Origin of the sequence: Ornithinimicrobium sufpigmenti (assembly GCF_004322775.1) — a bacterium.
Classification (GTDB): domain Bacteria; phylum Actinomycetota; class Actinomycetes; order Actinomycetales; family Dermatophilaceae; genus Ornithinicoccus; species Ornithinicoccus sufpigmenti.
Genome location: NZ_CP036403.1, coordinates 50,984 through 63,506, shown reverse-complemented (window position 1 = coordinate 63,506; position 12,523 = coordinate 50,984). Strand labels below are relative to the sequence as shown.

The 12,523-nt window shown below is 72.0% G+C and carries 11 protein-coding genes and 1 pseudogene; 9 read left to right on the top strand and 3 right to left on the bottom strand.

From position 1 onward, the window contains the following. Positions 1-39 precede the first annotated feature (39 nt). Together ESZ52_RS00290 and ESZ52_RS00285 are read right to left on the bottom strand one after the other, a co-directional pair. Positions 40-960: a rhomboid family intramembrane serine protease gene (locus tag ESZ52_RS00290; RefSeq protein ID WP_131103169.1), complete on the bottom strand. Its 921-nt coding sequence runs from the start codon at positions 958-960 to the stop codon at positions 40-42. Between the two features lie 19 nt (positions 961-979). Then, entirely contained in the window at positions 980-1,498 is a 519-nt protein-coding gene (locus tag ESZ52_RS00285) for a peptidylprolyl isomerase (protein ID WP_131103168.1), read from the bottom strand. 189 nt (positions 1,499-1,687) lie between these two features. On the opposite strand from ESZ52_RS00285, the gene ESZ52_RS00280 reads away from it, so the two are divergent. The 9 genes and pseudogenes from ESZ52_RS00280 (at position 1,688) to ESZ52_RS00240 (ending at position 12,062) form a co-directional block, all read left to right on the top strand. Further along, a complete protein-coding gene (locus tag ESZ52_RS00280) occupies positions 1,688-3,046 on the top strand; it encodes a hypothetical protein (protein WP_131103167.1) in 1,359 nt (452 codons plus the stop codon). Positions 3,047-3,320: 274 nt separating this feature from the next. After that, a complete protein-coding gene (locus tag ESZ52_RS00275; protein ID WP_181010082.1) occupies positions 3,321-5,597 on the top strand; it encodes an acyltransferase family protein in 2,277 nt (758 codons plus the stop codon). 33 nt (positions 5,598-5,630) lie between these two features. Beyond that, entirely contained in the window at positions 5,631-6,848 is a 1,218-nt protein-coding gene (locus tag ESZ52_RS19840; protein WP_131103165.1) for an ATP-grasp domain-containing protein, read from the top strand. Continuing rightward, positions 6,838-7,896, top strand: a complete 1,059-nt coding sequence (locus ESZ52_RS00265) for a hypothetical protein (protein WP_131103164.1) — start codon at positions 6,838-6,840, stop codon at positions 7,894-7,896. The genes ESZ52_RS19840 and ESZ52_RS00265 overlap by 11 nt, the downstream gene beginning before the upstream one ends. Then, entirely contained in the window at positions 7,893-9,077 is a 1,185-nt protein-coding gene (locus tag ESZ52_RS00260) for an alpha/beta hydrolase-fold protein (RefSeq protein ID WP_131103163.1), read from the top strand. Before ESZ52_RS00265 ends, ESZ52_RS00260 begins: the two co-directional genes overlap by 4 nt. Positions 9,078-9,121: 44 nt before the next feature. Beyond that, entirely contained in the window at positions 9,122-9,676 is a 555-nt protein-coding gene (locus ESZ52_RS00255) for an NYN domain-containing protein (RefSeq protein WP_131103162.1), read from the top strand. A 57-nt stretch (positions 9,677-9,733) separates the two neighbouring features. Further along, positions 9,734-11,198 (top strand): annotated as a pseudogene (locus ESZ52_RS00250) (protein adenylyltransferase SelO). A 98-nt stretch (positions 11,199-11,296) separates the two neighbouring features. After that, positions 11,297-11,581 (top strand): ribosomal protein L7/L12, encoded by a 285-nt coding sequence (locus tag ESZ52_RS00245; protein WP_131103161.1) that lies wholly within the window; start codon positions 11,297-11,299, stop codon positions 11,579-11,581. 34 nt (positions 11,582-11,615) lie between these two features. Then, positions 11,616-12,062, top strand: coding sequence for a nuclear transport factor 2 family protein (locus tag ESZ52_RS00240; protein ID WP_131103160.1), 447 nt, complete (start codon positions 11,616-11,618; stop codon positions 12,060-12,062). A 4-nt stretch (positions 12,063-12,066) separates the two neighbouring features. Here ESZ52_RS00240 and ESZ52_RS00235 read toward each other — a convergent pair whose 3' ends face one another. Continuing rightward, positions 12,067-12,477: a DUF6157 family protein gene (locus ESZ52_RS00235; protein ID WP_131103159.1), complete on the bottom strand. Its 411-nt coding sequence runs from the start codon at positions 12,475-12,477 to the stop codon at positions 12,067-12,069. Between the last annotated feature and the right edge of the window lie 46 nt (positions 12,478-12,523).

Sequence of the window (12,523 nt, the reverse complement as noted above, 5' to 3'; positions counted from 1 at the left end):
GGATAACTACACGGATGTAACTCGACGGAACGCGCCCCGTCAGACGAGGGTGAACGCGCCCGGGCCCATCACGGCGAGGATGCGCCACACCGCCAGGGCCGCGAGCAGCACGGCGACGCCGGCCAGGGCGGGCCAGATCAGCCGCCGACGGCGCTGGGCCTGCTCCGAACGCCCCGGAGCGGAGGTCAGGGTCAGCAACCCGCCGATGGCGGCACCGGTGACGGCACCACCGACGTGGGCCTGCCAGGCGATGCCGTCCACGAAGAAGGGCAGCGCCAGGTTGATCCCGATCATCAGCAGCAGCGAGCCGGGCACCGACCCCGTGCGCAGCGCCAGCACCACATACAGGAACAGCAGCCCGAAGATGGCGCCCGACGCCCCCACCACCCAGACGAACCAGCCGGGGTTAGGGACGGCCAGCAGCAGCACGCCCACCGAGCCGCCGACGGCGCAGAGCAGGTAGGTGACCAGGAACTTCGCCCTCCCCATGACCTGCTCGAGCATGGGACCGAAGGCGTACAGGATGTACATGTTGAACAAGATGTGCAGGAAGCTGCTCGGGGAGTGCACGAACGCCGAGGTCACGAAGCGCCAGGGCTCGCTGCCGGCGAGGACGCCGCGGAAGGCCAGGGTGCCGGTGACGGAGGCCGGGTTCGCCAGCTGGCCCAGGAAGACGGCGACGCACAGGCCCAGCAGCGTCCAGGTGACCAGCGGGCGGTCGTCGGCCCGCACCGGTGCCCCGAACCGGGTCTGCGGCGTGGGGACGGTGCGACCGCCCTCGCGGACGCAGTCCACGCACTGCACGCCCACCGCGGCGGGGCGCTGGCAGTCCGGGCAGGTCGGCCGGCCGCAGCGCTGACAGCTGATGTAGCTGACGACGCCGGGGTGGCGGGGACAGACGGGGACGGCGGACGGGCCGTCCGGCTGGTCGCCGGGCGGCCCGTGGGTGGGGCTGGTCACCGCATGCTCGGCGAGGAGATCACTCGCCGAGGGAGACGCGCTCGATGACGACCGGCTCGACCGGCTTGTCGTTCGCGCCGGTGGGCACCGCGGCGATCGCGTCGACGACGTCACGGGAGCCCTGGTCGGCCACCTCGCCGAAGATCGTGTGCTTGCCCTGCAGCCAGGTGGTCGCCTCGACGGTGATGAAGAACTGCGAGCCGTTGGTGCCCTTGCCCATACGCTTGCCGGCGTTGGCCATGGCGAGCATGTAGGGCTGGTTGAAGTTGTGGTCGGGGCTGATCTCGTCGTCGAAGGTGAAGCCGGGACCGCCGAAGCCCTCGCCGAGGGGGCAGCCACCCTGGACCATGAAGCCCGGGATGATCCGGTGGAAGGTCAGCCCGTCGTAGAACGGCTGCGGGGAGGTCCGGCCCGCCTCGTCCTGGTACTCCTTCTCGCCCTTGGCCAGACCGACGAAGTTCTCGACAGTCTTGGGTGCGGCGTGGGGGAAGAGGACCAGGTTGATGTCGCCGTGGTTGGTGTGCAACGTGACGTTCATGCTCCCCAGTCTCGCACGCGTCGGCGGGCGGTCCAGTCGGGACCGGTGCGCGGGCATACCCAGGCATCTCCGGGCGGCCTTGCACGGCATACCCACGGGTAGGAGGTGCGGGACGGGGTCAGGGGTCGGGTGGAGTTGACGGCTGTGACAAGGCAGGATGGGCAGCAGACCCACGACAGGAGGCTCCCCGTGTTCTTCAAGACCGATGCCGAGCGTGCAGCCACACAGGCCGCCAAGGCCAGACAAGACGCAGGGGAGGCAGGCAGCAGCGTCGCCACCGGCGCGCGCAACCTCAGCGCCGCGGCCCTGGCCTCGCTGGCCGAGGTCACTGCGCCCCAGGACGACAAGAAGGGTCGCAAGCACGCGCGCAAGACCAAGGCCAAGGCGCTGAAGCTGGCCGAGAAGAACAAGCTGGCCGCGACCAAGGCTGCGGAGAAGGCCCGCGTCCGTGGCGCCAAGGCCGCCGGGCACGGCCGCAAGGAGCTCGACCGGCGCAGCGAGGAGGCGGGCGGCAAGTTGGCCACCTACGCCGGGACCGCCGGGACCCTGGCCACCGGGGCGAGCCAGAAGGCCGCCGACGCGGTGCGGGAGCGGGGCGGGCACGCCGCCGAGCTGCTCCGGGAGCAGGGCGGGCACGCCGCCGAGGTGCTCCGCGAACGCGGCAGTGGTGTCGCCCATGCCGTCGCGGACAGGGCCGGCACGGCCGCCCACTCCACCGCTCAGGGTGCGGGGCAGGCCGCTGGCGCGAGCGCCGCGCTGATCGCCGCACTGGCGGCGGCCGCCAGGGACAAGGCCGCCGAGACCCGGGCCCGCGCGATGCTCGGCCTGGACCAGGGGCTCGAGACCGCCGTCCCCCGCGCCCAGGAGAGCGTGGCCGCCGTGGGCCCGCGTGTGGACCAGCTGCGCGACGTCATCAACGAGGAGCTGCTGCCGAAGCTGCAGGCGATGCTCGGTGAGGCGCAGGCGGGCAAGGACAAGGCGATGTCCAAGGCCATGTCCACGCAGGACGTCGCTGCCCCCAAGAAGCAGAAGAAGAAGCGCAAGGGCGGGCTGCTGATCACCCTCGGCCTGCTGGCCGCCGCAGGTGCGGGCGTCGCCTACTGGATGGCCCAGCAGAGCAAGGCGCCGGCGACCGACCCCTGGGCCCAGCCCGCCACGGTCGACCCGGGCACCGACCCGTGGGCCTCCACGGCGCCGACGAGCGAGGTCCCCGGCGCCCCCGGTGCCGCGGCGACCGGCACCGGCATCACCGCCACGGCGCCCCTCGCCGACGCCCACCTCACCGACTCCGAGATCGCGGCCGGTGCCAGCACCAGCGGCACGAGCAGCGGAGGCACCACCTCCGGCGCCGGCACCGACGGCCACGTCGAGATGCTCGCGACGGACGAGATCGACGAGCTGGCCCGCGACGAGGGCGCGCCCGTCGAGGAGCAGGGCGAGGGTGAGTCCCCGGTCGAGGAGATCGAGGCGGCTCGTGCCCAGTCCGACCAGCCCGTGGCCCGGGACACGGCGAAGGACGGCGAGGAGCCCGACACCCCCCGCGCCTGAGGCTCAGGCCCGCGTTCGCACAGGGCGCCGCTCCCACCGGGGAGCGGCGCCTTGCGCATGCTCCGACCACGCCACAGCCCTCACCCGGCCCGCACCCGGCCTCACACTGCCCTCACCGCGTTGCCCGCACGAAGGAGTGCGCCACGGTTCAGGGGCGACACACCGCGCGCGTCCCCGGAGCGGCGGGACCGCCGTCCTAGGCTGCCGATGAACCCTCCCGTGGACAGCAACAAAGGAGGTGGGTCGGCGGATGTCCGTGCCTGCACGTGACCCTGTGCATCCGTCGACCCCCCGGTCGACCCCCCACGCCCCGCGCGCCTACGTCGACCCGAAGCCGCGCCGCGTCGTGCACCGCAGCCCCGACCTACGGGTGCAGGGCGGCCCGCACGGCGCCACCCTGCTCGAGCCCACGCCGCGCCGCACCGGACCCCGCAGGGGTGGCCGTGGCCCACGCGGGGTCAACCCCCGCCCCGGCCACATCCCCGGCCTCGACGGCCTGCGCGCCATCGCCGTCGTCGCGGTGCTCCTCTTCCACTTCCTGCCGGCGACCCTGCCGGGCGGCTTCCTCGGCGTCGACGTCTTCTTCGTCGTCAGCGGCTTCCTCATCACCACCCTGCTGCTGCGCGAGATCGACTCCCAGGGCCGCGTCGCCCTGCTGAGCTTCTGGCGCCGACGCGCCCGCCGGCTCCTCCCCGCCCTGGTCCTGGTCGTCGTCACCAGCGTCTCGGTCGCCCGCCTGGTCGGTGGCGACCTGCTCGTCGGGATCGGCCGCCAGACCCTCGGGGCACTCACCTTCACCAGCAACTGGCTGGAGATCGCGGCGGGGGCCAGCTACTTCCACAGCACCAGCCCCATCCTCTTCGTCAACTTCTGGAGCCTGGCCGTCGAGGAGCAGTTCTACCTCTTCTGGCCGCTGGTCCTGGTGGTGGCGCTGGCGCTGACCCGGACCACCCGCCAGCGGGTCTGGACGGCCGCCGGCCTGGCCCTGGCCTCGACCGTGCTGATGGCCGTCCTCTCTACCCCTGGCCAGGACGCCACCCGCGTCTACTACGGCACCGACACCCACCTGATGGGCGTCATGGCCGGGGCCGCCCTCGCCCTCGCCTGGGCCGACCCCGAGCTGCGGGCAGGCCTGCGCACCGCTGCCTGGCGCCGCTGGCGCGGCCTCGCGGTCCTCGCCGCGCTCGTCGTCCTGGTGGCGCTGATGCGGTGGACGACCTTCACCTCGGCGTTCACCTTCCGCGGTGGCATCGCGCTGGCGACGGTGGCCACGCTCGTGCTCATCGCCGGCCTGCTGGAGGCGCCCTCCCCGTGGCGCCGGGTGATGTCCCTGACGCCGCTCACCTGGATCGGCGAGCGCTCCTACGGCATCTACCTCTGGCACTGGCCCGTCCTCGTCATCGCGGGGGCCCTGGTGCCCTACACCGACGGGACCACGCGCGGGTATGCCGTCCTGCTCGGCGCACTGCTCGCCACCCTCGTCCTGTCCGAGCTGTCCCTGCGCCTGGTCGAGCGGCCGGTGCGCCGCCACGGCATGCGGGCCAGCGTCCGCAGGCTCGTCGCCTGGGTGACCACCCCGTGGCAGGTCAGCCGGCTGCCCCGGCTGGTGGCTGCCGGCCTGGCCCTTCTGCTCGTCGGCACCGCGGTGGCCATCGCCACCGCGCCGGAGAAGTCGGCGACCCAGCGGCAGATCGAGGAGACGGAGTCGCGCCTCACCGACGGCGGACTGCTGGGCGGCCCGGCCGTCGCGGGCAGCGCCGACTCCGCCGGTCTGGGCGCAGAGCTCGGGATCGCCGGGGAGGCCGCGGCGACCGACCGCGAGGCGCCGGCCGGCGACGCCGCCGGGGCTGAGGGTGCGACCGGTGGTGACGCGGACGGTGGCGAGGCGGCCGGTGAGGACGCCTCCGGCGGGAGCACCACCGAGGACACCGACGCCGACGCCCACGACGACGCCAACGACGACGAGGGCGGGCAGGACGACGCATCGGCGGGTGAGCCGGCGGGGGAAGGGACCTCAGTCAACGGCGCGACCTTCACCGCCGACGAGGACGGCCTGCTGGTCCCGGCCGGCTCGGAGCTCACCGCGATCGGCGACTCGCTGGTCGTGACCAGCGCCGACGGTCTGGCCCACCGCTTCGACGGCCTCAACTTCCTGGCCCAGTCGAACCGTCAGTGGGGGCAGGCCGAGGAGGTGCTGGCCACCGGGCTCGCGCAGGGCGCGATCCGGGACAACGTGGTGCTCCACCTGGGCACCAACGCCGGCGTCGACGAGGCCGGGCTGAGGGCGGCCCTGGACAGCCTGGGCGCCGAGCGCAACATCGTGGTGATGAACCTCTTCGTGCAGGCCTCCTTCACCGACCCCTCCAACCAGATCATCGAGGACGTGGTCGCGGACTACCCCAACGCCGTCGTCGGCCGCTGGTCGGAAACCATCAGCGAGCGCCCGCAGGACCTGCAGACCGACCGCGTCCACCCGGACATCGCCGGCATGCACGTCTACGCCGAGGTCGTCGCCCGCGGCTTCGACGAGCTGGCGCGTCGGAGCACCTGACGGTCCGGGCCGGATTGTGGCAGGCTCTGGACCGTGAACATCGTCTTCGTCGAGCCGCACTTCCCGCGGAACCAGCGCGAGTTTCCGCGGGTGCTGGCCCAGGCGGGGGCCAACGTCATCGGCATCGGTGAGACCCCCTGGGACTACCTGGACGACGAGCTGAAGAGCTGGATGGTCCACTACGAGCACGTCGGATCGGTCACCAACCTGGGGGAGATGACCGAGACCGTCCGCCGGATCCAGGGCAGCGTCTGGGTCGACCGGCTGGAGTCCACCATCGAGGCCCACCAGCTGGTGGCCGCGCAGGTGCGGGAGGCGCTCGGCATACCGGGCACGTCCGTGCACACCACCTGGCTGTGCCGCGACAAGCCCTCGATGAAGGAGGCCCTGCGCCGGGCCGGCGTGCCGACCGCGGCCTCCACCGGCGCCGACTCGGCCGAGCAGGTCTGGGACTTCGCCCGCCAGGTCGGCTACCCGCTCATCCTCAAGCCCCGGGACGCCGCCGGCGCGGCCGACACGGTCCGGGTCGACAATGACACCGAGATGGCCGCTGCGCTGTCCTCGATGGGCAACTACCGCTCGATCGCGGTGGAGGAGTTCATCTCCGGCCACGAGGGATTCTACGACACCATCACCATCGACGGACGCATCGAGCTCGACTTCGTCTCCCACTACTTCCCCGGCGTCCTGGAGGCCATGCGGACCCGCTGGATCAGCCCCCAGTTCGTGGCCACCAACCGCATCGACGGCGGTGGGCTCTACGAGGAGATCCGGGAGATGGGCCGCCGGGTCGGCGCCGCCCTGGGCATCGGCACCTCCGCCACCCACATGGAGTGGTTCCACGGACCCAAGGGGCTGAAGTTCTCCGAGATCGGCGCCCGCCCTCCCGGGGTGGGCTGCTGGGACCTCTACAACGCCGCCAACGACATGGACGTGTATGCCGCGTGGGCGGAGGCCATCGTGCACGGCCGGGTCAGCCAGCGGCCCAGCCGCAGCCACAGCGCTGGCATCATCGCCCTGCGCCCGGAGCAGGACGGCGTGATCCACGGCTACAGCGGGCTCCAGGACGTCGAGAACCGTTACGGCCGGTGGATCATCGACGCCCACATCCCCAGCCCCGGCACCGGCACCCAGCCCGTGGCGGCGGGCTACATGGCCAATGCCTGGATCCGGATGCGGCACCCCGACTTCGACACGCTCCGCCAGATGCTCGACGACGTAGGTCGCATGGTGCACGTGTATGCCGGCTGAGCCCCGCATCACGCTGCTCGGCCCGCAGCGCGAGCCTCACCTGGCGGACGTGGTGCGCTCCCTGGAGCTGGAGGGGTGCCGGTTCGCGACCATCACCGCGGGCTGGCAGGACCGGGAGGGGGAGGACGAGGTCCTGAACGCCGAGCTCGGCGGCAACACCGTCAACCTGCGCCTGTGGCGGTTGCTGCAGCAGCTGTGGGAGGCCGACCCCGAGCTGGAGGCCGCGGACCGGAGGCGGCGCCAGGTGCTCACCGAGATGCAGGAGCTCTACGTCCTCGGCCTGCAGAAGGCGGCCGAGGCGCTGCGCGAGATCCGCGCCCGGGAGTCCCGCGACGAGCGGGTGATGCAGATGGCCTCCGACGACATCCTGGCGATCATGCGGGACATGGACGACCGGCACCGGAAGCGGGTCGAGGAGGTGCACCTGGAGTTCTACGCCACCCACGAGCCCGAGCACCGGCCGGCCGTCGTCGAGGCCCGCTTCCTGGTCGGTCGCCGGATCGCCGACTGCGACGCCGTCGTCATCCCGGGCGGCCACGTCGGGGTCCTGCTCGGCTCCCTGCACATCGCCAACCTCGCGCCCGCGCTCGCCGCCCCCACGCCCGAGACGGCCGACGACCCGGACCCCGCGCCGACGCTCTACCGGCCGATCATCGCCTGGGGCGCCGGCGCGATGGCGCTGACGGAGCGGGTGGTGCTCTTCTACGACGACGCGGTCGTGGCCCCCGGTGTCTCCGAGGTGCTCATGGACGGGCTGGCGCTGACCAGGGGCCTGGTCGCGCTGCCCAACGCCACCGCCCGGCTGGAGGTCAAGGACCGCAGGCGGATGGCGGTCCTGGCCCAGCGCTGCGACCCCCGCCTGCCCCTGCTGCTCGACCCGGGCGCCCAGGTGACGCTGACCGCGGGCGGCGAGGTGCCGACCGGTGCCCGGGTCGTCGACCACGACGGCACGATCGTCCGGCACGACCGGGAGGCCCGGGCGGCCGGGAAAGTCGGCCACGACCCGCGTGCCGAGGAGTCCGGGGAAGCCCGGGAGGCGACCGGATGAACCTGCTGTCCACGCCATACCCCACCCCGCCCCGCCACAAGGGCAAGCTGGCGGTCAACGAGCTACGCACCCGCCCGAACCTCGACGAGGCGGCGGTCGACGGCTTCCTGCACGAGCGCGAGGTGCCGATCGTCGAGGGCTCGCGGTGCACCTTCCTCTTCCGGGGCGAGGTGGACGCGGTCGCCGTGCTGCACCGCATCGTCAACCAGCCGCAGCACGTGCCGATGCGGCGGGTGGAGGGCACCTCGCTGTGGTACGTCACGATCGAGCTGCCGGCGCAGAGCCGGGTGGAGTACCAGCTCGAGGTGCGCCTCGGGGACGCGGTCGAGACGATCAACGACCCGCTCAACCCGCGCCTGGCGCACAGCCCGGTCGGCTCCTCCAGCGTCTGCCAGGCCGCCGGCTACGAGGTGCCGCACTGGTCCCTGCCGCACCCCGAGACGCGGGCCGGTGAGCTGGTCGACTTCCCGCTGGCCAGCAAGGCGCTGCGCCGGATGACCCACAACCGGGTCTACCTGCCGGCCCGGTTCCGGCCCAGCAGCCACTACCCCCTGCTGGTGGTGCACGACGGCGACGACTTCCTCAACTACTCCTCGATGCAGACGGTGCTGGACAACCTCATCCACAGCATCGACATGGCCGAGACCATCGTGGTCTTCTCCAACCCCGGCGACCGGCTGCGGGAGTACCCGAACTACGCCCCGCACGCCCGGCACCTGACCCGCGAGCTGCTGCCCGCGATCGAGGAGCGCTGGCCGGTGATCCGCCGCTCGGACGCCCGCTGTCTGATGGGGGCCAGCTTCGGCGCCGTGGCCGCGCTGACCACCGCCTACCGCAACCCGGGGGTCTGGGACAACCTCCTCCTGCAGTCCGGGTCGTTCGTCTTCACCGACATCGGCACCGACCACGGTGGCGGCCCGGTCTTCGACCCGGTGGTGAAGTTCATGAACCGCTACCGGGAGAGGCCGCGCAAGGTGGCGAACCGGATGTTCATCACCTGCGGCGTCTACGAGCCGCTCATCGTGCCCAACCGCTCGATGGTGCCGGTCTTCGAGAGCACCGGGGCCCAGGTGGAGTACATGGAGTCCCGGGACGGGCACTCCTGGGAGAACTGGCGCGACCGGCTCCGCGACGGCCTGTCGTGGGTCTTCCCCGGGCCGCAGAAGTATGTCTATGAATAATGGTAGAGACCTAGAGAAAGTATGAGGTAAGCACGGTGGAGTTCATGGAGAAGACGTCATACCTGCTCGTCGACGGGGAGAACATCGACGCGACCCTGGGCAACTCGATCCTCGGGCGGCGTCCGCACCCGGACGAGCGCCCGCGGTGGGACCGGCTGCTCGCCTTCACCCAGGAGCGCTGGGCGCAGCCGGCCAAGGGCCTGTTCTTCCTCAACGCCAGCTCCGGCCTGCCGATGGCCTTCGTGCAGGCCCTGCGGGCGCTGGGCTACGTCCCGGTCCCGCTCTCCGGCAGCGCCGAGGACAAGGTCGTCGACATCGCGATCCAGCGGACGCTGGAGGCGCTCGGCGACCGTGACGACGACGTCATGCTGGTCAGCCACGACGGTGACTTCCTCGAGGCGATCACGCCGCTCATGGACGGCCAGCGACGGGTCGGCCTGATCGCCTTCGAGGAGTTCCGCAACTCCGGCTTCCACGACCTGGTGCGCCAGGGTATGGAGTTCTTCGACCTGGAGCACGACACCAAGGCGTTCAACGCCCCGCTACCGCGCCTGCGGATCATCCCGATCGAGGAGTTCGACCCGCAGCAGTTCCTCTGAGGCCGGCGCAGGCCGGTCAGGGCGTCAGCGGAAGCCTGCTGACGTAGTCTCGATGAGGTGAGCCTCGCCGGTCCGACCACCCTGCACCTGGAGGCCCGCTTCGCCCAGGAGCTGGCCGACCTCGCCCTGCCCTGGCAGGCGGAGGACGTCCCCGACCCCACCCTGCTGGTGCTCAACGAGCCGCTGGCACGCGAGCTCGGCCTGGACCCGACCTGGCTGCGCAGCCCGGACGGGGTGGGCCTGCTGACCGGTCATCACCTGCCGGACGGTGCGACGCCGGTGGCGCAGGCCTACGCCGGTCACCAGTTCGGCGGCTACTCACCCAGGCTCGGGGACGGGCGGGCGCTGCTGCTCGGCGAGCTGACGGACGCGGACGGGCGGCTCCGCGACCTGCACCTGAAGGGCTCGGGTCGCACGCCGTTCGCCCGGGGCGGCCGGGCTGGCGGCCGTCGGCCCGATGCTGCGCGAGTATGTCGTCAGCGAGGCCATGCACGCCCTCGGCATCCCCACGACCCGGTCGCTCGCGGTCGTGGGCACGGGTCGCGAGGTGCGCCGGGAGACCGTGCTGCCGGGGGCGGTGCTGACCCGGGTCGCGAGCAGCCACCTGCGCGTCGGCAGCTTCCAGTACGCCCGGGCCACCGGGGACCTCGACCTGCTGCGCCGCTTGGCCGACCACGCGATCGCCCGGCACCACCCCGCGGCAGGCGAGGACGAGCAGCCATACCTCGCGCTGTTCCGGTCGGTGATCGGCGTCCAGGCCTCCCTGGTGGCGCAGTGGATGCTGGTCGGCTTCATCCACGGGGTGATGAACACCGACAACATGACGATCTCGGGGGAGAGCATCGACTACGGACCGTGCGCCTTCCTGGAGGCCTACGACCCGACGACGGTCTACAGCTCGATCGACGTCGGCGGGCGGTACGCGTACGGCAACCAGCCGGGGATCGCCCAGTGGAACCTGGCCCGGCTGGCCGAGACGCTGCTGCCGCTGCTCGCAGACGACGAGGAGCGTGCGGTCGAGCTGGCCACGGAGGCGCTCGGGACGTTCCCCGGGGAGTACGACGCCGCCTTCGCTGCCGGTATGCGGCGCAAGCTCGGCCTGAGCGCAGAGGTCGAGGACGAGACGGTGGTCCCGCTGGTCAGCGACCTGTTCACGATCATGCGCGAGGGACGCGTGGACCACACGTCCTTCTTCCGGAACCTCGGAGCGGCGGCGCGTGGTGACGCCGAGCCGGTCCGCGAGGTGGTGCTCGACCTCGGGGCCGTCGACGCCTGGCTCGAGCGCTGGCGCGCGCTGGGACCGGACGCGGAGCTGATGGACCGCGTGAACCCGCTCTACATACCTCGCAACCACCTGGTCGAGGAGGCACTGGACGCCGGCACCGAGGGGGATCTCGAGCCGTTGCGCCAGCTGCTGGAGGCGGTCACCGACCCCTACCGCGAGCGTCCTGGGCTGGAGCGCTACGCGACACCCGCACCCGAGGACTTCGGCCGCACCTACCGGACCTTCTGCGGGACCTGAGCTCACCCCGCCACGTCTTGCGACATCCGCCACCGTTGCAACTGTGGCGCGAGCACGGAGGGGTGGCTCGGTGTTGCCCCACGGGTAGGTTGGGCGCCATGTTCGGACGAGCAAGGCAGCTGCAGACGCGCGTGGACCAGCTCGCGCGGGAGGTCCGTGTCCTGGAGGACCTGGTCGCCCGGCTGGCGCACCGCGCCGGGGCCGGTGCTGCCGAGCTGGCGCAGCTGCGCGGCCAGACCCAGCCAGGGATCACCCCCGAGATCCGCTCCCTGGTGGTCCAGGGCAAGCACATCCCCGCCATCAAGGCCTACCGCGAGGCGACCGGCGCCGGCCTGAAGGAGGCCAAGGACGCGATCGACGCCCTCCGCGACGGCCGCACCTAGACTGGCCGGAGCACCCAGCACCCCGACGAGGAGGATGACCGTGGAGCCCCGACCGCCGCTGCCGCCGTTCACCCACGAGAGCGCCGCCGCCAAGGTCCAGGCCGCCGAGGACGCCTGGAACTCCTGCGACCCGGAGCGTGTGGCCGGCGCCTACAGCGAGGACACGGTATGGCGCAACCGAGACGAGCACGTGCGCGGCCGGGCCGAGGTGGTCGCCTTCCTGACCCGCAAGTGGGAGCGTGAGCGCGACTACCGCCTGCGTAAGAACCTGTGGGCCTACTCGGACAACCGGATCGCGGTGCGCTTCCAGTACGAGTCGCGTGACGCCGACGGCCAGTGGTGGCGCTCCTACGGCAACGAGCTGTGGGAGTTCGACGAGCTGGGCTACATGCGCCGGCGCGAGGCGAGCATCAACGACGTGGCGATCGAGGAGTCGGACCTGCGGGTCACCCCGGGCGAGGGCGAGCTGCCGCCGTTCTAGCCGGTCAGGCGCGCTTGGAGCGCATGGCCTTGAGCTGCTTCACCGTGGGGTCGGTGGCGAGCGCCTGGTACTCGTCAGAACGAAGCGGCACGAGGGCGACGCGGCTGTCGGAGTCGTGGTGGATGCCCCACCCGTACCGCTTGCCCAGCGGGCTGGATCGCAGGCACGCCTGGTCCTTGGCGAAGAACGCCTGACGGGCCTCGGCTTGCTCTGCGGCAGGGATGGCCTGCCGGGCGGCGTACACGTCGAACAGCACGTCGTCGCTGGTGTACTCGTAGGGGTGCTCGGAGATGAGCGCGTACTGGAGCGCCGCGACGGTCGGGGCCTTCCCGCCGACTGGCGGTTGCTCTGCTACCTCGGTCGGGCAGTCGTCTGCGACCTGGATAAACGTGCCGGTATAGTTCGTGCCGCCCATGCGCCCAGCATGCCTCAATGGCGAGGGTGACGGCCGGGAAGGGACT

Excerpts from the sequence above, each read along its gene's own strand:
- ESZ52_RS00255 (WP_131103162.1), top strand. The coding sequence starts at position 9,122 with ATGGAGAAGACGTCATACCTGCTCGTCGACGGGGAGAACATCGACGCG.
- ESZ52_RS00285 (WP_131103168.1), bottom strand. The coding sequence starts at position 1,498 with ATGAACGTCACGTTGCACACCAACCACGGCGACATCAACCTGGTCCTC.
- ESZ52_RS00260 (WP_131103163.1), top strand. The coding sequence starts at position 7,893 with ATGAACCTGCTGTCCACGCCATACCCCACCCCGCCCCGCCACAAGGGC.
- ESZ52_RS00265 (WP_131103164.1), top strand. The coding sequence starts at position 6,838 with ATGCCGGCTGAGCCCCGCATCACGCTGCTCGGCCCGCAGCGCGAGCCT.
- ESZ52_RS00240 (WP_131103160.1), top strand. The coding sequence starts at position 11,616 with ATGACCGTGGAGCCCCGACCGCCGCTGCCGCCGTTCACCCACGAGAGC.
- ESZ52_RS00245 (WP_131103161.1), top strand. The coding sequence starts at position 11,297 with ATGTTCGGACGAGCAAGGCAGCTGCAGACGCGCGTGGACCAGCTCGCG.
- ESZ52_RS00235 (WP_131103159.1), bottom strand. The coding sequence starts at position 12,477 with ATGGGCGGCACGAACTATACCGGCACGTTTATCCAGGTCGCAGACGAC.